This window comes from Roseospira visakhapatnamensis, from assembly GCF_014197915.1.
Lineage (GTDB): Bacteria > Pseudomonadota > Alphaproteobacteria > Rhodospirillales > Rhodospirillaceae > Rhodospira > Rhodospira visakhapatnamensis.
In genome coordinates, this window is record NZ_JACIGK010000030.1 from 21,332 (window position 1) to 45,270 (window position 23,939).

The 23,939-nt window shown below is 67.6% G+C and carries 31 protein-coding genes and 1 pseudogene; 6 read left to right on the forward strand and 26 right to left on the reverse strand.

Annotated elements, in window-relative coordinates; translation table 11 throughout:
- Positions 1-71 precede the first annotated feature (71 nt).
- Genes GGD89_RS16060 through GGD89_RS16085 form a run of 6 tightly spaced genes read right to left on the reverse strand, consistent with a single transcriptional unit; the run spans position 72 to position 5,656 of the window.
- Positions 72-656, reverse strand: a complete 585-nt coding sequence (locus tag GGD89_RS16060) for an HK97 family phage prohead protease (protein ID WP_184047247.1) — start codon at positions 654-656, stop codon at positions 72-74.
- Positions 643-1,911, reverse strand: a complete 1,269-nt coding sequence (locus GGD89_RS16065) for a phage portal protein (protein WP_221238516.1) — start codon at positions 1,909-1,911, stop codon at positions 643-645. The genes GGD89_RS16060 and GGD89_RS16065 overlap by 14 nt, the downstream gene beginning before the upstream one ends.
- A 34-nt stretch (positions 1,912-1,945) precedes the next feature.
- On the reverse strand, positions 1,946-2,794 hold the full coding sequence (locus GGD89_RS16070; protein ID WP_184047250.1) for a head-tail joining protein: 849 nt from the start codon (positions 2,792-2,794) through the stop codon (positions 1,946-1,948).
- 33 nt (positions 2,795-2,827) lie between these two features.
- Complete coding sequence (locus GGD89_RS16075; protein ID WP_184047253.1) at positions 2,828-3,445, reverse strand: hypothetical protein; 618 nt, start codon at positions 3,443-3,445, stop codon at positions 2,828-2,830.
- The gene (locus GGD89_RS16080; RefSeq protein ID WP_184047256.1) at positions 3,442-5,202 is read right to left on the reverse strand and encodes a terminase TerL endonuclease subunit; all 1,761 of its coding nucleotides are present in this window, start codon (positions 5,200-5,202) and stop codon (positions 3,442-3,444) included. The genes GGD89_RS16075 and GGD89_RS16080 overlap by 4 nt, the downstream gene beginning before the upstream one ends.
- Entirely contained in the window at positions 5,186-5,656 is a 471-nt protein-coding gene (locus tag GGD89_RS16085; protein ID WP_184047259.1) for a phage terminase small subunit P27 family, read from the reverse strand. The genes GGD89_RS16080 and GGD89_RS16085 overlap by 17 nt, the downstream gene beginning before the upstream one ends.
- A gap of 189 nt (positions 5,657-5,845) precedes the next feature.
- Between GGD89_RS16085 and GGD89_RS16090 the strand changes: the two genes are divergently transcribed.
- The 4 genes from GGD89_RS16090 (at position 5,846) to GGD89_RS16105 (ending at position 7,874) form a co-directional block, all read left to right on the forward strand.
- Positions 5,846-6,088 (forward strand): hypothetical protein, encoded by a 243-nt coding sequence (locus GGD89_RS16090; RefSeq protein WP_184047263.1) that lies wholly within the window; start codon positions 5,846-5,848, stop codon positions 6,086-6,088.
- 12 nt (positions 6,089-6,100) lie between these two features.
- The gene (locus GGD89_RS16095) at positions 6,101-6,310 is read left to right on the forward strand and encodes a hypothetical protein (protein WP_184047266.1); all 210 of its coding nucleotides are present in this window, start codon (positions 6,101-6,103) and stop codon (positions 6,308-6,310) included.
- 101 nt (positions 6,311-6,411) lie between these two features.
- Positions 6,412-6,978 carry a DUF3489 domain-containing protein gene (locus GGD89_RS16100; protein ID WP_184047269.1) on the forward strand — a complete coding sequence of 189 codons (567 nt, stop codon included), beginning with the start codon at positions 6,412-6,414 and terminating at the stop codon, positions 6,976-6,978.
- Between the two features lie 50 nt (positions 6,979-7,028).
- On the forward strand, positions 7,029-7,874 hold the full coding sequence (locus tag GGD89_RS16105; protein ID WP_184047272.1) for a DUF429 domain-containing protein: 846 nt from the start codon (positions 7,029-7,031) through the stop codon (positions 7,872-7,874).
- Here GGD89_RS16105 and GGD89_RS16110 read toward each other — a convergent pair.
- The 20 genes and pseudogenes from GGD89_RS16110 to GGD89_RS16200 all read right to left on the reverse strand — a co-directional run bounded on the left by GGD89_RS16110 (position 7,871) and on the right by GGD89_RS16200 (position 22,755).
- Positions 7,871-8,089, reverse strand: coding sequence for a DUF7220 family protein (locus GGD89_RS16110; RefSeq protein ID WP_184047274.1), 219 nt, complete (start codon positions 8,087-8,089; stop codon positions 7,871-7,873). The two genes, GGD89_RS16105 and GGD89_RS16110, sit on opposite strands and share 4 nt — an antisense overlap.
- Positions 8,086-8,970 carry a DNA-methyltransferase gene (locus tag GGD89_RS16115; protein WP_221238517.1) on the reverse strand — a complete coding sequence of 295 codons (885 nt, stop codon included), beginning with the start codon at positions 8,968-8,970 and terminating at the stop codon, positions 8,086-8,088. The genes GGD89_RS16110 and GGD89_RS16115 overlap by 4 nt, the downstream gene beginning before the upstream one ends.
- Before the next feature lie 250 nt (positions 8,971-9,220).
- Positions 9,221-9,409: pseudogene (locus GGD89_RS20680) on the reverse strand (ParB N-terminal domain-containing protein); the annotation flags it as partial.
- Between the two features lie 93 nt (positions 9,410-9,502).
- Entirely contained in the window at positions 9,503-9,835 is a 333-nt protein-coding gene (locus tag GGD89_RS16120) for an HNH endonuclease signature motif containing protein (protein WP_184047277.1), read from the reverse strand.
- A 72-nt stretch (positions 9,836-9,907) separates the two neighbouring features.
- Entirely contained in the window at positions 9,908-10,351 is a 444-nt protein-coding gene (locus tag GGD89_RS16125; RefSeq protein WP_184047280.1) for a DUF6362 family protein, read from the reverse strand.
- Positions 10,348-10,668, reverse strand: coding sequence for a TSCPD domain-containing protein (locus GGD89_RS16130; RefSeq protein WP_184047283.1), 321 nt, complete (start codon positions 10,666-10,668; stop codon positions 10,348-10,350). The genes GGD89_RS16125 and GGD89_RS16130 overlap by 4 nt, the downstream gene beginning before the upstream one ends.
- Complete coding sequence (locus tag GGD89_RS16135; protein ID WP_425503049.1) at positions 10,665-11,204, reverse strand: hypothetical protein; 540 nt, start codon at positions 11,202-11,204, stop codon at positions 10,665-10,667. Before GGD89_RS16135 ends, GGD89_RS16130 begins: the two co-directional genes overlap by 4 nt.
- Before the next feature lie 413 nt (positions 11,205-11,617).
- Positions 11,618-13,909 (reverse strand): AAA family ATPase, encoded by a 2,292-nt coding sequence (locus tag GGD89_RS16140; RefSeq protein WP_246423171.1) that lies wholly within the window; start codon positions 13,907-13,909, stop codon positions 11,618-11,620.
- A complete protein-coding gene (locus tag GGD89_RS16145; RefSeq protein WP_184047289.1) occupies positions 13,906-14,673 on the reverse strand; it encodes a PD-(D/E)XK nuclease family protein in 768 nt (255 codons plus the stop codon). The genes GGD89_RS16140 and GGD89_RS16145 overlap by 4 nt, the downstream gene beginning before the upstream one ends.
- Complete coding sequence (locus GGD89_RS19790; RefSeq protein WP_221238518.1) at positions 14,673-15,086, reverse strand: DUF6511 domain-containing protein; 414 nt, start codon at positions 15,084-15,086, stop codon at positions 14,673-14,675. The genes GGD89_RS16145 and GGD89_RS19790 overlap by 1 nt, the downstream gene beginning before the upstream one ends.
- Before the next feature lie 3 nt (positions 15,087-15,089).
- A complete protein-coding gene (locus GGD89_RS16155) occupies positions 15,090-16,772 on the reverse strand; it encodes a DEAD/DEAH box helicase (RefSeq protein ID WP_184047293.1) in 1,683 nt (560 codons plus the stop codon).
- A gap of 14 nt (positions 16,773-16,786) precedes the next feature.
- The gene (locus GGD89_RS16160; protein WP_184047296.1) at positions 16,787-17,410 is read right to left on the reverse strand and encodes a hypothetical protein; all 624 of its coding nucleotides are present in this window, start codon (positions 17,408-17,410) and stop codon (positions 16,787-16,789) included.
- Between the two features lie 16 nt (positions 17,411-17,426).
- Positions 17,427-18,302: an ATP-binding protein gene (locus GGD89_RS16165; RefSeq protein ID WP_184047299.1), complete on the reverse strand. Its 876-nt coding sequence runs from the start codon at positions 18,300-18,302 to the stop codon at positions 17,427-17,429.
- Positions 18,302-18,601, reverse strand: coding sequence for a hypothetical protein (locus GGD89_RS16170; RefSeq protein WP_184047302.1), 300 nt, complete (start codon positions 18,599-18,601; stop codon positions 18,302-18,304). Before GGD89_RS16170 ends, GGD89_RS16165 begins: the two co-directional genes overlap by 1 nt.
- A 2-nt stretch (positions 18,602-18,603) precedes the next feature.
- Positions 18,604-19,086: a hypothetical protein gene (locus GGD89_RS16175; RefSeq protein WP_184047305.1), complete on the reverse strand. Its 483-nt coding sequence runs from the start codon at positions 19,084-19,086 to the stop codon at positions 18,604-18,606.
- Between the two features lie 10 nt (positions 19,087-19,096).
- A complete protein-coding gene (locus GGD89_RS16180) occupies positions 19,097-19,306 on the reverse strand; it encodes a helix-turn-helix transcriptional regulator (RefSeq protein WP_184047308.1) in 210 nt (69 codons plus the stop codon).
- Between the two features lie 168 nt (positions 19,307-19,474).
- Entirely contained in the window at positions 19,475-20,419 is a 945-nt protein-coding gene (locus GGD89_RS16185; RefSeq protein ID WP_184047311.1) for a hypothetical protein, read from the reverse strand.
- On the reverse strand, positions 20,394-21,581 hold the full coding sequence (locus GGD89_RS16190; protein WP_184047313.1) for a hypothetical protein: 1,188 nt from the start codon (positions 21,579-21,581) through the stop codon (positions 20,394-20,396). Before GGD89_RS16190 ends, GGD89_RS16185 begins: the two co-directional genes overlap by 26 nt.
- Before the next feature lie 111 nt (positions 21,582-21,692).
- Positions 21,693-22,412: an ImmA/IrrE family metallo-endopeptidase gene (locus tag GGD89_RS16195; RefSeq protein WP_184047316.1), complete on the reverse strand. Its 720-nt coding sequence runs from the start codon at positions 22,410-22,412 to the stop codon at positions 21,693-21,695.
- Between the two features lie 16 nt (positions 22,413-22,428).
- Complete coding sequence (locus GGD89_RS16200) at positions 22,429-22,755, reverse strand: helix-turn-helix domain-containing protein (RefSeq protein WP_184047319.1); 327 nt, start codon at positions 22,753-22,755, stop codon at positions 22,429-22,431.
- Between the two features lie 334 nt (positions 22,756-23,089).
- On the opposite strand from GGD89_RS16200, the gene GGD89_RS16205 reads away from it, so the two are divergent.
- Both GGD89_RS16205 and GGD89_RS16210 read left to right on the forward strand, forming a co-directional pair.
- On the forward strand, positions 23,090-23,524 hold the full coding sequence (locus GGD89_RS16205) for a TraK family protein (protein WP_184047322.1): 435 nt from the start codon (positions 23,090-23,092) through the stop codon (positions 23,522-23,524).
- Between the two features lie 33 nt (positions 23,525-23,557).
- Positions 23,558-23,896, forward strand: coding sequence for a hypothetical protein (locus tag GGD89_RS16210; protein WP_184047325.1), 339 nt, complete (start codon positions 23,558-23,560; stop codon positions 23,894-23,896).
- The last annotated feature ends 43 nt before the right edge of the window (positions 23,897-23,939 follow it).

A 23,939-nucleotide genomic window follows, 5' to 3' on the forward strand; every position in this document is an offset into this window, starting at 1 on the left:
AAGCCCACCCCCGCGCCGGCCGGGCGGAGGTGGGCAGAGAGAACGGGCGGAAGGGGTGGGACAGAGAGGCGTTAAGGCCCCATGGCCAGCGCCAGGTCCAGGCGCCGCCGCAACAGGGCCACCGGCGGCCGGGGCGTGGTGGCGGCCCGCCAGGCGGTCATGGCCCGCACCGCCACGGCGGTGTCAGGATAGGCGGGGAAGACCACCGGCGAGACATCGAGCAGGCGCACGGCTGTCAGGGTGCGCAGGACGCGCCCCTCGGCATCCTTCTCCCAGCTCTGGCCGCCGGGGCGGACGATGAAGCCGAAGCTCATCTGGCTGACATCGCCGCGTGCGATGGAAACCATGAGGTCGCGCGCCGCCTGGGTGTCGGGCGGGTCGATCTCGATGGCCAGCCCCTCGGCATCCTCGCCCAGGCGCAGGGTGCCGGCGCGGTTGCGCCCCAGGATCACGTTGGGATCATGGTTGAACAGGGCGCGGACGTCCTCCCGCTCCAGGCTGTCGGCGAAGGCGCCGGGCCGGATGCGCTCGCGGAAGCCGCCCAGATCCTCGGAGAGACGGTCGAACAGGGCCGCGTGTCCGACGATGCGGGGCGCGTCCCCGGCTTCAAGGCGCAGGTCGGTCGCCCCCGCGATGCGTCGCTCAAGATCCACCATCGCCTCCTCCCGATTGCCGGGCGATCTCGCCCACGGCATTGGCCAGCTGTTCGGCCGGCGTCATGTTGACCGGCGCCAGATACAGGTCGCCGCCGTCGATGCGGTTCATGTCCTCGCGTTCGCGCACGTCGTTGGCCGACAGCCAGCCCCACTGGCGGCCGGTGGCATAGGCGCGGTAGCGGCTTTCGATGTCGCCGCGCAGCAGGCCGTCCAGATTGAACGCCACCATGTGGGTGCGGCGCATGTCCTCGGTGAACAGGTCGCGGGTCAGCGCCTGCTCCCAGACCACCGCCCAGGGACGAATGGTGTCGGTGACCACCTCGATCGCCTGATGCTCGATGTTGGAGAACGTGGCCCGCTCCAGATCGCCAATCTTGTGGGGTGGGACCCCGAAGATGGCGGCGATCTCGCTGCGCTGGAACTTGCGGGTCTCCAGGAACTGCGCCTGTTCGGCGGTCATGCCGATGGGCACGATGTCCATGCCCTCTTCCAGGACGGCGGTCTTGTGGGCGTTGGCAGCTCCGGCGTACTGGCTGTTCCAGGCCTCCTTCAGGCGCCGGCCGGCCTCCGGGGAGAGACGGCCGGGATGCTTGATCACCATGCCAGGGCGGGCGTTGTTGCGGTAGAACCGCGCCCCGTAGGCCTCGGCGGCCAGGGCGAGGCCGACCGCCTCGCGCATGGCGTCGATGGGCGAGAGCCCCAGCACGCCGTCGGCCGACAGGCTGAGCCCGCGCAGGTGCAGGACCTCCTCCTGCAGCAGCATCTCGCGCCCGCGTCCCGCCTCGCAGGGCCAGTGCTCATAGGCCAGCCGGCCGTTGACGCGCCGCTCCAGCGGGCGCACGCGGTCGGGATGCAGCGGCACCAGGGCGGTGACGGCGCCGCCGTTGGTGGCCAGGATCCGAGCATAGGCATTGCCGCGCAGGCAGAGGTGGGCCTGGAGCATGGCCCGGAACTCGAAGGCGGTCTGCCAGCCGTTGGGCTGGTCGTGCAGCAGGCGGCTGAGCGGATGGTCGGGATCGCGCGCCTTGCCGCCATCGGACAGGCGCCGATGCAGGATCAGCGGCATGGCGGCCAGGGTGCGTGCCAGATACTGCACGCAGGCATAGACGGCGGTGGCGCGCATGGCGCTGTCGGGGGTGACCGTCATGCCGCTGGCGGCCTCGGTGGCCCCGAACAACCCGGCCAGCGCCGGATCGCGCGGGTGATACGACCGCGCTTCGCCGCGCCCCATCAGGCGTCGCAACAAGCCCATCATGGCAAGGTCCTTTTCGGCCCGGTCACAGCCGGGCTCACCGGCGGATCTGAACGTCCCAGGCGACCACCTCGGCCCCAACGTAAAGCGCGGTGACGGTCGTAACGCTCCAGTCCGTGCCGTCCAGGGTCACAATGTCGGCGGTGGTGGGGGCGGTCTCCATGTCGCCGCCGCGCACGATCAGGCGCCGGTCCCCGGCGGTCACGCCGCCCATGATCTCGCTGGCGGCGTAGTCGGCGATGGCCGCGCGCACGGTGCGGGTGGCGCTGGATCCGGCGGGGACGAACACCACGGTCTCGCCGCCGCTCAGGGCACCGCTCAAAGCCGGCGTGATCGGGACGTTCAGGAACACCCACGCCATTCCATCGAGCGACTGGGCGACATCGGCCGTTGCGGTATAGGTGGCTCCGGCCACGGTGATCCCGTCGTCCGCACGCACCTGGCCCGAGGACCATCCCGAGCAGACGATGGTCAGCGTGGTGGCGCCCGCCCCAGCGGCGCGCGCGGTATAGGTCAGGCCCTCATCGGGCGGATCGTAGGGCGACCCGCCGTCGCCGCTGCCGGGCGTGGTCCAGGTCACGTCCACACCCCAGTCCGTGGTGATGGCCCACAGCAGCCCCAGGGGATCGCCGGCCACCGGCTCGCCGGCGCGGATGGTGTGGCCGACACCGCCCAGGGTCAGCGTGCCGGCGGTGGGCGTGCCCACCTCGGCCCGGCGGACATGCCAGACGGAGCGGGCCACGGTGAGGGTGAGCGTGCCCAGGGTCAGCATCTCGGTGCCATCCACCGGCACCACCCGGCAGGCCACGGCCGGACCGCCGCCCTCGGGCAGCAGGGTGGCAGGCAGCCCCAGGCGCCGGAGCGGCCCCGCGAGGGATGGAGTCATGATCGATCTCCGGTCATTGCCAAGGAGCGGTGGTCACACAACGGCGCCGCCGCGCCAGGGGGCCAGGGCAGCAAGGAGACCGGCATCCAGGGTGTCGGGCGCCCAGTAGCTCTCCTGGATCTCGCCGTAGCGCCAGCTGCGCAGGGCGTCGTCGCGGCCCCGGTCGTCGGCGGCCCGCCGCGCCAGCGCCAGACAGGCCTCGGCCAGCGCCGGGGGCAGGTCGTCCGGATCCCACCCCACCAAGAGGTCGAGGGTCAGGTGGTCGCCGTCCCAGCCGCAGGGACGCCCGGTCTCGGACAGCCGCCACAACAGCGCGGCCATGGGCTCCACCCGCCAATCGGTCTCGGCCAGGGCCGTCCCGTCCAGGGTGATGGCGGTGATCGTTCCGACCGGGATACGCCAGGGCAGCAGCAGCGGCCCCTGCCCGCGTGCGATCCCCTCGATCTCGATCCGGACCGTCTCGCGCAGAAAGGTGCGCCGCCCGGCCTGATCCGGGGCCACGTCGCACCACAGACAGACCGTCTCCGAAGCGGCCAGGAGCAAGGCCTCCGCCACGGTCGGGTCCAGATCGGGCCGCTCGGCCAGCAGGCGCGCGGTGGGCACCAGCAGCCGGGATGCGGCCGGGGTCTCGACGATCAGGCGGGTGATCATAGGAAGACAAGCTCCTGGGTCTCGTAGATGGAGCGCCCCGGCACCCCGCCCTGCACCAGGGCGCGCCCGAGGGCGTTGACCAGGGCGGCGATGCCGTCGATCCGCTCGGAGGAGCGCTCCTTGTCGGGCTTGATGTTGCCGGCCGGGTCCTGGCGCACGGCGACGTTGGACGCGTTCCAGCGCAGGACCGGGTGACCGCCGTGCCAGAAGGACCGCGAGACCACCAGCCGTTCCAGTTCGGCCGTGGGTGCGGCCAGGGAAAGGAACCCCTGGCCGAACTCGATCAGGCTCAGCCCCTCCTGCTGCAGGGTCTGCACGATCTCCCCGGCGAAGGTGCGGTCATAGGCCAGCTCCCGCAGGTCGAAGCGCCCGGCCAGGGCCAGGATCTCGTGTTCGATGAAGGCGAAGTCGGTGGCGTTGCCGGGCGTGGCCGTCAGGAAACCCTGGTCGCGCCAGACATCATAGGGCACCCGGTCGCGCCTGGCCCGGCGCAGGATGTCGTCCTCGGGCACCCAGAACCGGCACACGGCGATCCATCTGGCGGCCAGCGGCCCCAGGTCGGGATCGCCCGTAGGCGGGAACAACAGCACGAAGGCCGACAGGTCGTTGACGCGGGCCAGGTCCAGGCCGCCGTAACAGGGGCGACCGGCCAGGGCCGCTTCCAGGTCGTCCAGATCCGCCTTGACGTCGGCGGCGTCGGTGGCAACCGGCGGGCCGCCGTCTTCCCAGACCGCCATGTCCAGCCAGCGGGTGACCTGCTCGGTCCATTCGTTCAGGCGCAGGCGCCGGATCGCGTTCTGCTGCGCCGGCATCTCGCGCGCCTCCTCGATCTGGCGGCGCAGGTCGTCTTCCTTGACGGTCACCCCGAGGCTGGGGTTGGCCTTGATCCAGACGGCGGGATCGGTCCAGTCGTCGCCGTCGTCCAGAGTGGCGATGAAGGCGAACCAGCTGTCGGCGGCCTCCGGCGGGACGGAGCCTTCCAGCGCCTTGACCGAGAACTCGTGGTGCTGGCGGCAGACCGAATGCCGGTCGTGACCGGCGGTGGTGATCTCGAAGATCAGCGGCTGGCGGCGCGCACCGGTGGCGGTGTTGAGCTTCTGGATGATCTCCGCGTTGGGGTGTTCGTGGACCTCGTCGACGGCGGCGAAGTGGACGTTGAGGCCGTCCATCTTGGAGGCGTCGGCGGACAGCGGCCGGAACCAGGAGGCGGTCGCCGTGACGGCGAGGTTGTTGACGGTGCGCGTCACGCGGGAGCGCAGGGCCGGGCTGGCGTCGACCATGCGCTCGGCCTCACCGAAGACGATGCGGGCCTGATCGCGGGTGGTGGCGGCGGCATAGACCTGGCTGCCGGGCTCGTGGTCGGCGACCAGGGCATAGAGGGCGGTGCCGGCGAGCAGCACCGACTTGCCGTTCTTGCGGGCCACCTCGACATAAGCGGTGCGGAAACGGCGCAGGCCGTCGCCGCGCTGCCAGCCGTAGAGCGCGCCGACCACGAAGGCCTGCCAGGGCTGCAGGGTGAACGGCTGGCCGGCCCATTCGCCGGTGGAATGGCGCAGGTGGCCGAAGAACTCCAGGGCGTGCCGGGCCGCCTCCGGGCTCCAGACGAGGCCCCGCGCGGATCCGCCCTGCAGATCGTCGAGGTGGCGCCGACAGGCCAGACGGACCAGCCGGCCGGCGACCACCCGGCCGTCGAGCACATCGCGGGCGTAGGTCTCCACCGGACAGGCCGATCCCTTGCGCTTACGCGTTCTTGCCACGGGTCAGGTACTCCTCGAACGGATCGGCCTGCTCGGCGGGGGCCGCCGTGCGGATGCGGGAGCGGGAGGACGGGGTGAGCCCGAACTCGCTCTCGATCTGGGCCATCTGCAGCAGGCACTTGTTGGCGATGGCCAGGAACGGGTTCTGGATGATGTTCCCGGCCTCGGTCTTGACCACCGGCCCGCGTCGCTTGACTTCGGCCTCGGCGTCGATCCAGCGGCACCAGACGACGGCGTAGCGAGCCAGGGCGCCGGCATCGAGCTCGGTCATCACGCCGTGGCGGGCGAGCATCTCGGCCATGGCCACGAACTGGTCCCGGGCCCGGTCCTCCAGATGGTCCGGGGCCTCGGGGACGGCGACGGTGGGCCGGGGCTCGTCCTTGTTCAGGCGATGCGGCCGGGCCGTCCCCTTGACCAGCTTGAGTTGGGTGGGCAGCGGCTTGCGGCCAGCCATGATCCGTCTCCTTGGGCAGCATCCCGGGCTCCCGGGCCGGGATGAACAGGGGTGGTGATGACACCGGACAAGGCCCGCGCCATCCCGAAAATAGCAATCAAATGATCGACTTATCCGCTTGAGGCTGGGGCCCGTGATGGCATGGTGAACGTGTTGAAAGACACCAATCACCCGCAAACGGAGCGCACCATGTCCGGCATCACCTGCCCCTCAGCCTACCGCGCCGCGAAGAAGGCCCAGGCCGACCGCCGCATCCAGGACGCCACCCGCGCCGCCCCCCGGATCCACCGCCTCAGGAAGGACGGCACGCCGAGCAAGGCGCCCCTGGAACAGCGCTACCACCACTGGACCACGGTCGCCGAAGCCGAGCAGGTCTGCCGCCGCATGGAAGAGATGAACCCGGGCACGACCTGGGTCGTCATCACCGACTGAGGAACCGCCGCCATGACCAGGGAAACCGCCCTCGACGCCTTCATCGCCCGCAAGACCGAGATCGACGAGCGTCTGGCCCGCCTGCAGGCCCTCAGCGACGAACACTTCAACGCGCACCCCGACGACATCGACTGGTCGCACGTCGGCAGCCTCGCCGAATACGCCAGCCTGCTGAAGCGCATCACAGACATGGCGTTCCAGGAGGGCGAATACGCGGCGTGATCCGGCGACCCCTTCAACGCCCCGCGCCGCATCGGCAGCCGGGGCTCGGGGTGATAGCAGGGACGCGGTGGTCGCGGCCCCAGCCATCCCGGAGACAACCGATGACCCAGATCGACCTGTCCGAGACCCAGCGCACCATCCTGGGCACCGCCTGCGCCCGAGAGGACCGCATGATCTTCCCCGTCACCGCGCCGATCACCGGCGGCGCCGTTGGCAACGTCCTCAAGAGCCTGCTCAAGCGCGGGCTGATCGAGGAGGTCGTCGCAGAGGACGAAACCACGGTCTGGCGCCATGACGAGGATCGCGGCCCGATCACGCTGCGTGCCACCGAACTGGGCGTGGACGCCCTGGCCGACAACGCGCCCGTGGCGCCCCTGGGGCGCGACGGCGACCACGCCGGACCGGACATGCCAGCCGACGAGACCGACGCACACACGGCGCCCGCTGGCGCCCGGCACCGGGTCCGGGGCAACACCAAGCAGGCCATCGTGGTCGACATGCTGCGCCGGCCCGAGGGCGCCACCATTGCCGAACTGGTGGAAGCCACTGGATGGCAATCGCACACGGTCCGGGGTTGCTTCGCCGGGGCGCTGAAGAAGAAGCTCGGCCTGACCATCACCTCCGAGAAGGAGGGCGAACGCGGGCGGGTGTACAAACTGAACAACTAACCGCTTGCATTTCCTGCATACTTTGACTACGCCGCTTTGCGGAGGACCACATGGATCTCGTGAACCCGCAAAGCAGCACGGTCTTTTTCGGTTTCGACTCGGCGTGGACGGATGCGCCTAAGGCTCCAGGCGCAATCTGCGCTGTCGCGTTTGATGAAAGAAGCCAAGTCCAGTTCCACGAACCTCGGCTCGTCTCGTTCACGGAGGCTCGTAGGTTCATTGATGGGCTTCGCAACGATTTCGTCGTCAGCCTTGTTGCGCTCGATCAGCCCACAGTCGTACCCAATGCTGTGGGGAGCCGCCCGGTGGATAAAGTCGCGGCTTCTCTCGTTTCTTTCGTCGGCGGAGGTGTTCAGCCGGCCAACCGCAGCAAGATCGGCATGTTCTGCGACGACGCGCCGATTTGGTCTTTCGTTTCCGATCTCGATGCGACGGAGGATCCTATTCAGGCACGCAAAGCGTCCGCTGGCCACTTCCTCATCGAAGTATTTCCTGCGCTGGCGCTACCCGCACTCGAAGACGGCTTTGCTCAGCGGCTCCGCGCTCCGAAGTACAATCCACAGAACCGAAAGAAATTCCGCCTGGAAGACTGGCAGGCGGTGGCGCGCGTGGTGGAGCGTTCGGCCGAGCGGTTCAATGTGCCAGGCCTAGCCAAATGGGCCCATCAGATGCGGTATACCGCTCAACCTCGGAAGTCCGACCAAGACAAGCTTGATGCTGCCCTCTGCGCGCTGATTGGTCTCTACTGGCGAGCGGGCCCCAGCGCCCGTTCGGCTATGCTGGGCGACGTTGATCACGGCTACATGGTCACGCCGATCTCAGACGCGACGTGGCCCCGACTCCAGCGGGCAGCAGTTCGGCGCGGTGTGCCGACATCGCAGGTTCTTGATCCCTAGTTTCTCACCCGAACCGCCTCGAACAGCCGACGCAGCAGGTACGACCGAACTATGCTAACGGCCGTGAAGATCAATCCGATGGCCAACGCATCGTCGAGGTGCGCCGGCAACCCGAAGCACGGGAACACGACCAACTGCGTCGCGACCGCGACGCCATAGCCGACGGCCACGTTGGTCACCGCCTCGACCAGCGACATGGTGCGTGACTGCTTCATGCCGCGTCCGCCGCGTTGTCGGACGCGCCCAGCCGTTCCTCGCGCACGGCCGCGAAGGTCCGGCCATCGCCCTCCAGCGTGGCCTCCCGCCCCGTCGCTTCCTGCCAGCGCTCGATGGCGACATCCACATAGGCCGGGCTGATCTCCATGGCGAAAACCCGCCGGCCGTTGGCCTCGCCGGCCATGATCTGCGAGCCGGAACCCGAGAACGGCTCGTAGCACAGCCCGCCGCGCTCGACGTGCTGGCGCATCGGAATGCCGAAGGCGTCCAGCGGCTTCGGCGTCGGATGGTCGGGCCGATCGGCCTTGGCAAAGCCCGGCATCTCCCAGGTCGAGGCCAGCGTCTCGTCCGCCACCTTGGGCGGCCGGTGCGGACGCCGCCAGCCCATGAAGCACGGCTCGTGCTTCCATAGGTAGTGCGAGCGGGTCAGAACACCCCGGTCCTTGACCCAGATGATCTGCTGGTGGACGAAGGCGCCGGCCTTCTCCCAGCAGGACTCCAACATCGCCTGACGGCGGGACGCATGCCAGCAGTACCACGCCGCGTTCTCCGCGATGGCCTCGGCCACGGCGGCGGCGATGAAGCCGTCGTAAAGCTCCGCGCCCTGGCTGCTGTCGTCCCAGGTGGTGCCGTAGGACTGGCTCCAGTCCTTGTTCCGCGTCGGATGGTTGGACCCGTCGTAGTCGACCAGATACGGCGGGTCGGTGGCGAACAGCACGGCCCGCTCGCCGTTCATCAGCTGGCGGACATCCTCGGCTCGGGTGCTGTCGCCGCACAGCAGGCGATGCTCCCCCAGCAGCCAGAGATCGCCCGGCCGCGCCGCAGGATTGCGCGGCGGTTCCGGCACCGTGTGGGTGTCGTACCCGTGCCCCCTCCCCATCGGCGCCATCGTCCACCGGACGCAGCAGGTCGTCGATCTCCGCCGTCGTGAACCCGGTCAGACCCAGGTCCCAGCCGGCGTCCTTCAGGTCCCCGACCTCCAGCGCCAGCAGATCCCGATCCCAGCCGGCATTGAGCGCGATCCGGTTGTCAGCCAGCACCAGCACCTGACGCTGGGTCTTGGTCAGACCGGTCAACTCGATGGTCGGCACCTCGGCCATGCCCAGCCGGCGCGCGGCCAGCACCCGCCCATGGCCGGCGATGATGGTGCCGTCCTCCGCCACCAGCACCGGGTTGGTGAACCCGAACTCCCGGATGGACCCGGCGATCTCCGCCACCTGATCCTCGGTATGGGTCCGGGCATTGCGGGCATAGACCACCAGACTGTCCAGCGGTCGATAGACCACGGCCAGGTCACGCCGATCGAGACCGTCCGGCATGTCACCCCCCCTGTTTCATTTTGGCCACGCACACGCAGCACCCCCGCGCGATCTCCACCCCATTTTCAGGCAGAGATTGCACCCCCCATCCCCCTACGGGGGCGGTCGGAGCGGGTTGCCGAAGCCGCCGTCGCGGGCGGCGGTCTTGCGCCCATGGCACGACGCGCACAGCGCCTGCCAGCGGCTGCGATCCCAGAACACCGTGAGATCGCCTCGGTGCGGAACGATGTGATCGACCACGGTTGCGGGCGCCCCACACACGGCGCAGACCGGATGCTCCGCCAGGAACGCGCGGCGCGCCCGCTTCCACGCTGCCGTGCGGGTGGGGCGAACCCGGCTCTGGTCGCGGTAGGTCAGATAATCCCGATCCCGCGCCGCCTTGTCCCGCCAGCCCTTGGGCCGATGCACCGGCGGCCTGATCGGCATGGTTCGTCCCCCGCAAACGACAACGCCCGCGAGGGTTTCCCCCGGCGGGCGCTCGCGTCCAAGCTTATGGCGCTACCCTACCAAATTCGGGCCCATGTGTTGCACGTCTTGATGTCGCGACAGTGTTGCATCACTTTGCGCAGAAAGACGCGCGGCCAATGCGACCAGAGCATGGGTCCACCGACGCCACGCCGTCGAGCGGTTGATCCCATGCTCCCAGGCAATTTGCTTCCACGGGTGACCGTTGGCTCGCGCCCAGACGATCCGCTGTTCCTCGGGCTCCAGCCAGCGCAGCCACAGCAGGGTCCGGTCCATGCGATCGATGGCCTGCGGGCTGGGCGGCCCCGCCTGAGTCGGCCCGTCCTCGCAGCCCAGCGCATCCCATTTTTCGCACACCGCCTCGGGCCATGCGGAGACGAACCCACGCACCCGCTGCTCAGGGAGACGGCGCAAGGTGTCAGCGGCCTCGGCCAAGTACACTTCCACCAAGCGAGGGGTCCAGGCATCAATGCTCATCGGCTCTTCTCCGGGTTATTGGGGACGAGACGATCGACGATAGCGCCGATCAGCGACGCTGGTCGGGCATCCCCCTGGCGCCCCATGCTGCCGGCCAGGTCATCGGGAGCCACACCGTGCTGCAGCAGCCGCGAGACCAGCACGCCGGCGTCGGCCACCAGGGCATCGAGGTTGGAGCCGGTCTTGAGGCCGGAGACGAACACCTCGCCCACCCGGCCATCGGGGTAGAACCCGACCGTCAGCTGGCAGGCGAAACCCTCATGCTCCAGCGGCAGGGTGACCGAGGGCCGGCGATCGGGCAGGCGGTGGCGGGTCATGCCAGACCTCCCGCCCGGTGCGCCAGGCTCCAGCGCAGCAGGGCCAGGGCATCGGCCTCGTTGTCGTCCTTGGGAGCGAAGCCGGCGCGGCGCATGGCCTCGATCACGGCGGCCTTGCTGGCATTGCCCTTGCCGGTGGCAAACCGCTTGATGGTGCCCACCGGCACGCCCTCGTAGGGCACGCTGACCCCTTCGGCCCAGGCGGTCAGGGTGGCCAGGAAGCCGCCATAGGCGTGGGCGGCGGCGGTGCCTGCGTGGGCGCGGACCTCCTCGAAGGTCACCAGCCCCAGGCCGCCGCTGGTCTCGGCGACCTCCCCCAGCCAGTGGCGGAAGCGCAGATAGGGCATGCCGCCCCCGGACCAGCGGTCCTGGCGGAACTGTTCGGTGCCGGAGACGATGCTCCCATCGCCCCGGGCCAGCGCCCAGCCGGTGTGGGTCCCAAGGTCGAGGGCCAGGATCGCGCCGGGACCAGAGGCCGCCTCCGTCCGATGCGCGCTTGCATCCATGGCCGCTGGGGGCAGAGTCGACAGGGTCATGATGATCTCCATCGGGTTGGGGATGGTCGTGATGTGGGCGACGGCGGTGTCAGGTCTTGGCGGAGCTGGCCGCCGTCGTCCGGCCGGATGTGGAAGGGGGGTGGTCAACCCATCACGCGGCCCTAAAGGAATGGGGAGGTGCCCCACCCTGGTGGGGGACACCTCCCCCTTTAGGGGGAAATCTCCGAAATCTGAAATCTGCTCAGAACCCATTGATATGATTTGGAAATTCCAGATTTCGGAGCAGATTTCGGAGAGGCCCGTCCGAAATCTGGTTAGCGCCCCGCAAGCCATTGAACTGACTGGCGAAAACCCAGATTCCAGATTTTGCGGCCGAGGCAGATTTTGCGAAATCTGGTCCAGATTTCGGAAATCAGGGGGCAGATTTCGGAGCGTGAGAGGCGTGTGGTACATCAGTCACTCTCCTCCTGGTAGACCCAAACGAACGGGTTTTCGACCGGGAGGACGGCGCCGGTTTGCGGGCATTTGTAGTGGCTCGGCAACACCTGGATGGTCTCTGGCTGGACCTCCCCCGTGTCAGAATCGACCGTCTCGTTGCCGGTGGTGAGCACCATGTCTTCGACACAGAGGTAGCCGTACTTGCTGCGCTCTGCGGCAAGCCCGATCCGGGTGGCAGCCTCCCCGCGCACGAACTTCACATGTCCTTTGGTGGTGAGGACGCCGATCCGGTCCCGGATCACCGACTGCCCACCGAGCCCTGCCGTGTTCTCGAACGCCTCCGCGAACTGCGTCACGGTGTATATTCGGCCCTTGCGCGCTTCGTCATGAAGCAACCCCAAGACAACGTCGTTCTTGCGCATGCGCTCGGCATCATGCCTGGCTCCCTCGTCTCTGCGGGACAACCTTTCGTTCATGGGGTTGACCTCAACCCAGCGGCCCTTGACCTTGTCGATCATCATGGGCGCCATGGCCGGACCGTTGCGCAGTTCGATCTCCAGGCGGCGCTCGGGGCGGTCCTCGTCGGGCCGGTGCATGATGATCCCGGAGGTGTAGAAGCTGCGCAGCGTGCTGGCGCCGGCCAGGGCCTGGAACGGATCCTCGGCCAATTGCTTCTTGGTCATCTTCCGGGTGTGGTGGCAGAGCACCACCCCGGCCTCGGGAGCGACCGCGTCGCGCAGGGCCTCCACCCGGTTCTGCAGGAAGAACAGCATGGCGGCGTTGGCGTTCTCGCCGCCCTCCTCGGGGCCGCCGTCGAACAGGTTGCGGATCGGATCCAGGCAGAGGATGTCGGGCGGGGCGTCCGGGAAGGCCACGTGCACCGCCTCGATGGTCTGGGCCAGACCGGCCTCGTTCAGCAGCAGCCGCAGTTTCGGTGTGACCACCAGCCGATGCCGGGCGGCGGACAGCACCTCCGGACCGACCCGCAGGCCCTGCAATCGCTCGCGCAGGTAGTGGTACTGGATCTCGGCCTGGAGATAGAACACCCGCAACGGCCGGGGCGGGGTGAAGCTCAGGAACGCCGCCCCGGCGGCCATGTGAACCAGCAGGCTGATCAGGAAGTCGCTCTTGCCCACCTTGGGGGCTCCGCCCAACACCAGCATGCCGCCCGGGGTCAGCACGCGGGGCGCGATGATGTCCTCGGGCATGGGGCTGGTGTCATCCAGCAGGTCGGCCAGCGGGAAGGCCGGCACGGCGGTGAGTGGGGCCGTCTCGATCATCAGCAGTGGCGGCCCGTTGCGGGCCACGTGCAGCGCCCACAGACGGTCGGCCTCCTGACGCAGACGATCCAACGGCCAGGGCGGACGCAGCATCGCAGCGTTGTACTGGCAGATGCCCTCCCAGCCGGCGTTCGGGGTCATCTGCCCGCCGTGGACCATGCGGATGAAGTGGCCGATGGCGGCGCTGGCGCCCTGGAACCGGGTCCAGGCGTCCTCGCCGCTGGCGTGCGCCGGGGTGGTCAGGACATCGGCCAGCCACGGCTTGTCCGCCGATCCCTCCGGGGGCGGGCGGATACCCGCCATCGCCGGCATGGCCTCGGCGGCCTCGATAATCTCCTCCAGGTCCACTTCGCGGCCGGCGTCGTGACGGCGAATGCTGACCAGACGACGAACACCGCCCTTGTGGTAGACGGTGCCGGCAACACGGATGGGCTGGTGGGCCGAGCGGAAGTGGGTGTCGCCGCCGACCTTGACGGCGATCTCCCCACGCAGCCGGCACAGGCGGGCCAGATCGGCGCCCTCGGCCGGCTCGGTCAGACGCCACCACAGGTGGAGCTTAGCCTGTCCCTCGGCGGTTCGCCCGCCGCTTTCGACCACCAGGGTGGGTGCCCCCAGATGCGCCGTCAGGTGAGCCGCCTTGGCCTGGATGTCCCCGGTATCCAGATCCACCACCAGGGTCTGCATCTGCCGGACGTCTTCGGCCCGGGCCCGGCCGGTTTCGGCCACGGTGCCGGGGATGACATAGACGGCCGTGCCCTCGCGCGCGGCCCAGGCGGCGAAGGTCTTCATGCGCGCAGGCGTGTCGCCATCGGCTTCAAGCCAGATGGTGTGAGGGCGCCCGTCCTGGCCCTGGCCCTTGTCGATAAACCCGCGCACGGGGATGAACCCGTCGCAGTAACCGAAGACCACGTCCATGAATATGGCGATCTGATCGGCATCGGGATGCAGATCGGGCTCGTCGTCCTGGATGGGCGCGTCGTTGAAGTCCCGCCAGGGATTGAAGTGGATGATGGTGTCGTCGCTCATGCCGGCAACTCCCAACAGCGCCCTGCCCAGGCGCAGAAGCGGCATTCATGAAAGTCCCGGCTGGTGGCGACGCGTGGCAGCAGGTCGCCGGCATCGGTGGCGCGCAGGATGCGCACCGCCCGGTCGCTGGCGGTCTGGGCGCGGGCGGCGTCGAACGGCACCAACTCGTGATGCAGTTCGGCGGTGTCCTTGTTGATGGCCGTGAACAGGGCCGGGCTGTCGGCGATGCCGGGCACGTCGGCAGCCATGTAGGCTTGGTAGAGGGCGATCTGGACGGCGTAGACCGACTTGGCGACGACCACGCCCTTGGCCACCGTCTCGCGCCAGGTCTTCGCGTTCATGGTCTTGCATTCCCAGAGGGCCGGGAACGCCATGCCGGTCACCGCAGGACCGCTGGCCAGGATGCCGTCGACATGGCCCCGGATGCGGCCCCCGGCGACGGAGAAGCCGAACTGGTCGCCGTCGGGACGGTTGCCCTTGCGGGTGTAGAGGTCGAACCCGGCTGCACGCAGCCAGCGGATGGCGAGGTCTTCCAGGGTGTGGCCGATCTCGAAGATCCGCAGGGTCTGGCCATCGACGTCGGCGCCGTCATCCTTGGGCGCGCCGACGAACTCGAACTGCAGCGCCCGGTCACAGGCCACGCCGAGGCGCGAGCCGCCGAGGTAATCACGGGGCGGCATAGCGGCGCGCTCGGCCACCAGAGCCTCATCGATGAGCGCCGTGATCTGGTCGCCGGCCTGGCCCTTTGAATTGAAATCAAGCATCAGAAGGGCACCTCCTGGCTGTGGACGCTCTCGGCGGCGATGGTGTGCATGGCATCCTGGAAGCCGCCCACGGCGGCCTCGATCAGGGTCAGCACCTGAGCCTCGGTGAGACCGGCCAGGGGTGTGTCCCAGCCGACCTCCTCCATGATCTCGCCCACGGGCTTCATCGCCGCCCGCAAGGCGCCTTGCTCCTGTTCGGTCAGATCAACCACCGCCAAGCCCTCCCGCGCCCGCGCGGTCCAGAAGGCCTGGCAGGTGATGGAGCAGAACCACACCGAGGGGCGGGGCCGTTTCGAGCAAACCGGATCGCGCCAGCCAAAGCCCCGGGTCGGTTGCCGGCAGACGGCGCAGAGCCGTCCACGCGGATGCCAGCACCGCCAGCGGGCGGCGGCGGTCGTCGAGGGCGTGGTCATGGATCATGCCGCCCTCCCGGTCTCGGCGTCGGCGTCCGCCCCGAAGACCAGGGATCTGATCGCCCGCTTGTTGAACTGGAAGGTCAGCAGGGCTGATGCCTGATAGCGGGTCAGGCCGAAGTCCTGGCGGAAGGCTGGCGGCAGGTAGGCCAGTTGCCGATCGGTCGGCGGCTGGTTCAGCCAGGACCGCGTCTTGTGGGCGCTTTCATCGGTCTCGTGGGTGTTCAGCCAGTCGTCGGCCGCCGCGAGGCAGACAGTGCGCTCGCCGAGAGCCAGGAGACGCGGGGTTTGCTTCGGCTGGCCACCGACCCCGTACCAGCGCCCCTTCAGGAAAAACACCCCGCCCCAGGCGTTGAAGCCATTGGCCACCAGGGCGGCATCGTCGCCGAACAGGTCACACCAGCGGAAGCTGGAGCGCTGCAGCAGGTCGACCTCCGACATGATGAAGCTGTGCAGCGGCGCGCCTTCCTCCGGCGACTCCCGCTCCCAGACGTAGCCGCACAGCGGGCACTCGTTGACCGCCAACGGCACCTTGGCCCCGCACTCGGAGCAGTCCTTGGTCGGGGCTTCGCCGTCGCCCTCATGGCCGTCGAGGTCGACGTCCTGCTCCAGGGAGCCGTGCAGCAGGGTCGAGGTCCCGAAGTCGAGGACGACGCAGTCCGTCTTGACCACGCCGGGGAACTCGGCCGGATCGACCGTGCTCAGGCCGCGCCCGACCATCTGGATCATGGTGGACTTGTAGGAACTGGGCCGCAGCAGGACGACGCAGGAGGTGGGTGGATGGTCCCAGCCCTCGGTCATCACGGCGACGTTGACCACCACCCGCGCCTCGCCAGCCGCATAGGCCGCCAGGGCAGCCTTGCGTTCGGTCTCGGGCATATCGCCGGTGACCAGAACCGCATCCACACCGTCGGCGTTGAAGGCTGCGGTCACCGCCTGGGCGTGGGCGACCGTGGAGCAGAAGACCACGGTTTGCCGCTGGCCGGCCTTCTCCCGCCAGTGCTTGATGACGGCCTCGGTGACCGGGGCGCGGTTCATGATGGCGTCCACCGCCGTCATGTCGAAGTCGTCGACGGTCCGGCGCACCTTGCCCAGTGCCTCCTGGACGCCGACGTCGATGACGAAGGTGCGCGGCGGAACCAGATGACCGCTGCGGACCAGTTCGCCGATCCGGATCTGATCGGCGACATTGGAAAACACCGGCCGCAACCCGCGCTTGTCGCCCCGGTTCGGGGTAGCGGTCACGCCGAAGATGCGGCAGGACGGGTTGCGTTGCAACGCCCGGTCGATGATCCGCCGGTAGCTGTCGGCGGCGGCGTGGTGGGCCTCGTCGATCACCAGCAGATCCAGGCCGGGCAGCTGGTCGAGGTTGGCTGGGCGCGCCAGGGTGGGCACCATGGCGAAGGTAACCTGGCCGTCCCAGGACTTGGCCCGCGCATCGACCACCGAGGTGGACAGGTCCGGGTTGACGCGCCCGAACTTGTCGCGGTTCTGGGTGGTCAACTCGTCCCGGTGGGCCAGCACGCAGGCCTTGGCCTCGCTGCCGCCGACCATCTGGCCGGCGACGGCGGAGAGCATTACGGTTTTACCGCTACCTGTCGGCGCCACACCCAGGCTGTTCCCGTGTTCGCCGAGCGCGCGGACGCTGCGCTCGACGAACTGCTTCTGGCGGGGGCGGAGCATCATGGCCGTTGCCCCCTCTACTGTGCCCAGGTCGGACGCTGCGGCGCCGACGCAGGGGAACTGGGGACCGGTGCTGCCGGCTGGGGCTGGGGTGCCGCAGCCGCCGGGGCGGTGTGGACGGGACCGGTGGCGGGCACCGGCGTCGCCCCCATGGCGGCGGCGTAGTCCCGGTGATCCGGCGTGACGGCGGCGCGGATCTCGTTGGTGTCGTCGCCGTTGGTGTCGGTCCCGATATCGATCCGGGCGACGAACTCGACCCCATCAAGGTCCCCCAGTCCGCCGATGCGCCGAGCGGCCTGGGCCTGTGGGGATTGGTCCTTGTTGGAGATGCCGCGCGCGGAGTTGAGGATGCTGCGCACGAGGGTGCGCCCCATGTTGGCCCAGGTCGGCCCGTTCGGGCTGTAGAGGCCGATCTTGCTGAACACCTTGCGTTTGGCGTAGGGGCCTTCGAGCACGGTGTATTCGCAGTTGAGGTACACCGATCCCGTGGTGCCGCGCGTGGCATAGCCGCCGGTCCAGCCCTGGGCCGGATCGTCGAACCCGCCGGGGCGGATCGAGAGCCGCACCTTGGCAACGGTGCCCTTGGGGATGAGGTTGGCGTTCGACTGTGCGTCGTTGAAATCAGTCCAGGAACCCGTCATCGTCGGGGTCTCCTTCTCAGTCTTGCGTGGATTGGGTGGAGGCGTCGGCATCCGGAGAGGCGGGGCGGCCAAACTCCATCCTCTCGGGTGCCAGCGTGACGGGACTGCGGATCTTGGCAAACAGGCGGCCCAGGTGCGGTTCCTCGACCATGTCGAGGCGGCCTGAACGGTCCTTTGCCGGATAGCCCCAGGGGTTCAGGGTGTGGCAGACGAAGGCGCGGAACAGCGCCCCGGACTCGTCCTTCAGGTCGGTCAGGGTGATGACCTGATCGACGATGCCGGGCAGTTCGAGGCCGGTCTTGGCGCCCTCCATCTGCGGGACGAAGACCGTGCGGTTGAAGTCATCCTGCTTCTCGTCGAGCAGCCCGACGAAGATCACGTTCTTGGCGCGGGTGTGTTGCAGGTGGGTCAACCAGCCGATCATCTCGCGGCCGTGCAGGCCGTAGGCGCCGCGCACGTCGGGCTTGCCGGTGCGGTCACTGAAGGCCTCGGGCTGACCCTTGGCCCACAGGAAGCACAACCGGCCGGCGACGGTGATGCTGTCGACAAAGAGGGTCTCGGTGCGATCGAGGACGGCGGGGTCGCCGTACCGCTCCCGGACCTCATCGAAATGGGCCTGACTGTATGGCTGGTCGTCGCGCAGGGCGGGGTTGGCACCGCCGATGAAGACGGCCAGGTCCCGGCATTCGGTCCAGGTGCGGGGCCGGATGGTATCGCCCGGCCACCCCTGGACAGCGAGATCGCCGGCCTCCAGATCCAGGAACAGGGTGGTCGCCGGATCCAGCGTCCAGAGCTGGCTGGTCTTGCCGATGCCGGCCTTGCCGAAGATGCAGGCCTTGATGCCCCGCGTCTCCGCCAGCCGCTGATCGGCCGAGATGATGGGGAGCGACATCACCACTTTCCCTCCGTCTCGACCGGGATGGCATCCAGCGCGATGTCCGCTCCCAGGGCACCGTTCTTGCGGGCCAGGTCGTAGACCATGCGCAGGGCCTCGGCCTCGCGGTAGATGGCCGACGATTTCTCCTGCAGTGCCAGCAGCGCGAAGGCGATGTCGTCCAGGGTGACCGTTTCGACCGGCTTGACCGCCTCGTCGCGGCGTCCCGGCAGCCCCGGAACCAGGACCGTGTCGGGAAGCCCGACCAGGGAGTAGGAGCGGTCGCGCAGGGCGGTGATCGTGTTCTTGGTGGTCATGATCAGACCTCGTCGTTGGGGGAGAGATTGAAGGTCGGCTTGCCGGCCCGGACGGTGCGGGCGGCTTCGAAGGCCGAGCGGGTGGACGAGGGCCAGGCGCCGTACTTGCGCTCCGGCACCTTGAAGGTGATGTCGACGTAGTCGCCGGGGTCCTCGCCCTCAGCACGGATCCGATCCACCAGGGCGGCCAGTTGGGCCTGATCCCAGTCCACCCGCTTCGGCAGATCGGCAATCACGTTGACCGTGCCGTCAGCGAATCGGACGGTGCCGGTGTCCTTGCCGGCCGCCTGGCGCGCGGCAGCGGCGGTATCGCCGTACTTGATCGCCAGGGCGCCATCGAGCCAGTCGCGGGACGTCTTGGCCACGCGCAGTGCATCATCAATGTCGGCCTGGAGCAGCGCCAACTGTTCGGCGGGCAGCGCGGCGATCTCGCCGATCTGCATCCGCATGAAGGCATCAAGTGTGATGTGGTTGGGAATGGTCATGACCGCCCCCTCACGCCGCAGGCTTGGTGGGGGTTTCGGCGGTGCTGGCGCGAAGCTGGTTCGCTTCGAACGCCTCGATATCTTCGAGCCGGTAGACCACCCGGCCGCCGATTTTGATGAACTGGGGGCCTTCGCCCGTCCAGCGCCACCGCTCAAGCGTGCGGTGGCTGATGTTCCAGCGAGCCGCCAGCTCGATCTGGTTCAAGTGCCTGATTGCCATTTGGCTCTCCTTCGGTTCGTGTCGAATACCTGCGGAGAGGATGGCAGCCCCCCTTGGAGGAGTTCGGGAGTAGCCAGGGAGGGGAGACGGGAGGAATCACGATTCTTGGGCCAGAAATGAAAAAAGCCGCCCCGAAGGGCGGCATTTATCAGGCGGGATGACAAGCGATCAGATTTCGAGCCAGCAGTTGGAGCCGCTCTCGTGGATCACGTCGTGCCAGGTGGCATGACCGCCGAAGAGGTCCTTCAATCGCTTCACGGAACGCCCGCACTCGGCTTCCTCAATGATCCGAGCGACGGGCAGGACAGGGTCACCATTGAGCCAAGCCTCGGCCAGCATGGTGACAGCGATCTTCTGCTTGGTCCCGGTGAATTCATGCTGGCGGCCATGAACGATCAGCACGCCGCCATCGCCAGACACCCAGACCGGACCCTTGTGGTCTGGCCCCTTCAGCAGCCGCGCCGAGAGAATCTCAGGGTCCACGGCAAGCCCGTCCTCATGATCCACCACGTCGCCCAGCGCAACAAAGTCGTGGCCGCGCAGGAAAGCTGGAGCGCTATGGTCATTGGGATCCAGCGCAATGACCAGCCGCAGGCCTGGCGATGGGCGTCGACCGGCAAGGTCCCTGAACGCCCCATCGCGACGGGTATCGCTCAATCCCCGTGCCAGCCAGATCCCGACTTGGCTTCTGCGCCTTGGCAGCCTCGCCATCCCGAAATCCAACACCGTGCCATCAAGGTAGGGTACCGGATCGCCGGCAAGCGAGCAGTCGAGTCCAGCCACAACCCTTCGGCCCAGAAGCTGCATGTCCAGTGCATAGATCTGACGCAGGGACGCCTCCTCGTCATCCTGCCAGGCGGTGTTACCGAGATGGCCCGGGCGCCCGGTGATCGGATGGGACCCGATGGTGACCAAGCTGTCATCCAGACCATCGTCGGCGATGCCGACGATGGTGCTGCCATGTCGCCGCAGCAGTCCGGCTTGGATCAGACGCGCCCCGGTACCGCCGTAATGCTCAAGCGCCATCGCCAAGACCTGTGCCTCCCTGGTTGCGGCGATGGCAGTCAACAGCCGGCGCGCCGCCTGATCAATTCTGCAGGCGCTGCGAGTCATCAGTCAGAATCCCCCACCGGCGGAGGTATTTCTCACCGATCATCTGTTCGGTGGCTGTGCGATCCTTCAGGTCACATCCGTGCGGCCAGGTGATCGTCAGAGTCAGGGTGCGTCGCCTGTCGCCTCCCGGACGCCGGGCGAGCTTCACGGCGATCTTGGCCCGTGTAACCACGTACCCCTCGCTCAGGGGCGTGCGATCCCCGAACCTCTGCTGGGCCTTCGTCCAGATCGTCTCGTCGGCGCGCGCAGGCTTCTCCAGCGTCACCCTGAAATCACCGTCGTTGATCGGCATCAGCCGCAGTTCGCGCACCTCAACGCCCTCGATCCCATCCTCTGGGTCGACCGGAAAGTCATAGGGTTTCAGCAGCATCAAGAGATCGTAGCGCCGAAGTGGAAGCTGGTTCTCCTTGAACTTGATGCCCAGCAGATGGGTGACCGCCGCCCTGACGATTTCCTGGCGCGTGGCCTTGTCGTGGGCGATGACTTCAATGCCGCCGGTCGCGGGCTCATAGGTGACGGCGGCCTCAAAAACCGGTCTGTATGACTGCCGGACGAGCGCCCCTTTATCGTCGAAGCGCAGCAGATCGTCGGGACGTCCCTCGCGGTAGATGGTCACCTGCACGAGGTCGCAATCGTCTCCTTCGAGCGTCGTCCTGACCCGATCGAAGATATCGACATGCGCATGGGCAGCGCCGGAGAAGACCTTGATGACCGCAACGAAGGCGTCGCAGGCGGTCGCATCGCGCTGCACGACGCAATCGGCGTCGGTCATGTAGCCCGCCCACATCCGCCCGCGTCGACGATCATCCGTGAAACGGACTTCTTCAGCATGGCGGAAGCGGTCGGGCGCGTTCAGGAACATCCAGAGCGTCCGCGCGTGCGGGTTCGCAAGCCCATCAAGGAACGCGGGATCATCGGCCACGCTGTAGATGGCAGCCTGTCCGGGCTCGTCAGAGAGGGCATGGACACGTTCGGCGTCGTTCAGGATTCGGTCGCGCTGGGCTCTGGACAGATCCTCGATGGCCCCCAGCAGGGGCCTGGACAGATCCTCATCCGGAACGGTCCAGTCGAATTCGGTGGGGAGGCCGATCTCCGGGCGGTCGAAATACTGGCGCAGAGCCTCACCGGGCGTCTTGCGAATGAAGGCGGACAAAGCGGTCACGCTGATCTCCTTGCAGAGGGGCCATGGCTCGGCTTATCTGCTAATCAGCGTATTTCGAGACTCGCTCGCGGTCAACAGCAAATCTACGCACTTCCGCGAATATGCGTGCGCTCAGGAGAACAAGGACGGTTGACGGTCCGAGGTGGCCAGAAGACCCAGCTTCAGAAGGCGCACCCGCGCCGCCTCCTTCGACACCTGGAACTGCTCCATCACCGTCTCTATGACCTGACGCCCCGTCTCGCTTGCCACCGTCACGGCCGCGTGTTCCCCAAGCGGGGCGCAGAGATCCGCGACCAGACGTCGGGTCGCGCCAGCCGGCATCAGGATGGCGCCACTGATGTAGCCGGCCTGCCATTCCATCCAGTCGATCGATGTCGCTCCGATGATGGTGTCCCGCTTGCAGATCGCCTTGTTCTCGCGGCTGCTCCGGTCAAAGAAACTGCGCGAGGCCAGCTTGTCTACCCAAAGGTACCGATGGAAACGCAGGTGGCCGAACTCGTGGGCCAGCGTTGTTCGCAGCCGGTTCTCCCGGCGATCATCGTTGGCCAGTTGGTCGGAGATCCAAACCTCGGATACGCCGGAAGGATGGAAGATCGTCGCCCCTTCAACATCGGCCCCGAACTGGGATAGATCGGCGTACTGATCGAGGTCGGCCCCATCCTGTTCGATCAGGATGGTCAGTTCGTCGGTGGTGATCGGGTATAGCGGCCCGGCCCGGCGCCCCCTCAGGAAGCCGGAGACGATCCGTTCGCATTCCCGATCCAGTTCCTTGGGCTCGTAATGCGGCCGCTCCGCGAACCGGGCGGTTTTGTCCGGAACCATCTTCACCATCACGCCCTCGTTCAGATCAATCCGACACCGAGCGCCGGAAGGCCATGAAAGCTTCTGCTGCCTTGGCAGGATCCCGAATGGTGCGCCTTAGATCGTCGGGTATCTTTCCCGCGAGAACAAACAGGAGATTCTCGTCGATGTCCAGCACGGTCGAAAACTGATGGATGAGATGATCGGATGAGGGGTTGCGGCGGTCGTGCTCGATGTCATTCAGGTATTGCGGCGAGATGGCCCCGGCCCCATCCTCCTTGAGGATCCGGCTGGCAAGCTCCTTCTGGCTCATCGCCTTTTGTTTCCGGGCGCTGGCGATTGCCTTCCCGAAGGTCTGATTGGGCGCAGTCATGGCGTTCTCATCGACTGACATCCTTGTCCGGAGAAACGCAGGTTCGCGGATTGGCGTACAATCTGACCACCAGACGGTCAAGACGTGTTTCCGGCATGGGACTACGCAAGATTTTGTTCCCTCTTGCTTCCACAGTGCTTCCACGGGTTTGGAATCAAAAACGCCGCCCCACAAGGGCGGCGTTTAAGTCATTGACATATTTAGCGAATTTGGTTGCGGGGACCTGCCCGGCGGTTATGTAACGCGTTACGCAGTCGCCCTACAGCCGCGCAACAACAAGAAAAAATCATAGCCTCGAAGCTCGTGTCAAGTCGCCACCGTAGAGGGCGTGACAATGACACGATGGGGATTTGCGCGGGTCGAGTTTTTGACGCTGTGGCCGGATGTCCGGCGGCGTCTGGAGACGGGCGCGGCGGTGATGCTCGTCTACCGGGAGCTTGTAGAGGCCGGGCGGACCACCATGTCCGCCCGATCGTTCTACGAGTACTGCCGGCGCCACGGCGACCCGGCCATGCCGGCCATCCCGGCCCCGTCTTCCCCATCCACTTCCCTGCGTCCCGTGACGCCTTCCGTTCCGGCTCCCGCCGCACCGTCTGTGACGGGCGGGTCCGCCGTGCCGGTCGCGGCCGGCCCGGCGGACCCGCCGTCCCTGACCGCGACCTGGGCGGAGACTCCGGCGATCGACACTCTGTGGGGGAACGACAACGACAACGGCGGCGCGGACACCGGCGACGAGTCCACCGCCATGGCGTCGGACGCCCCTGACTGATCCCGAGTCACGAAGAAAGAAGGACTTTCACTGATGGTGGCCACCCCCCTGCTCATGGATGCCCTGCAGCGTATCGCCGACCTGGAGGCCGCGCTACGTCCCGGCAGTGCCGGCAACGAGCGCGACCTGATCAAGGCCGATGCAACGGCGCGCCGGGCCATCGCCATCGCCCAGGCGGCACTGGACGAGGGGACCCAGGGAGACGCACCGGTCGCGAACAGCCCCGACGAATTTTTGCTTCGCGTGTATTACCAGTGCGGCTGCGGCCATGAGTGGTCCGAAGTCCACTGGACCGAGGACGACGGCCGATGCCCGCGCTGCGACGGCCCGTGCATCCCCGCGCATGTCGAACTCCTGGACGCGGAGGGCTGAGCGATGCCCGCGATCCATGCGCCAGACAGCTCTGGAATGCGCT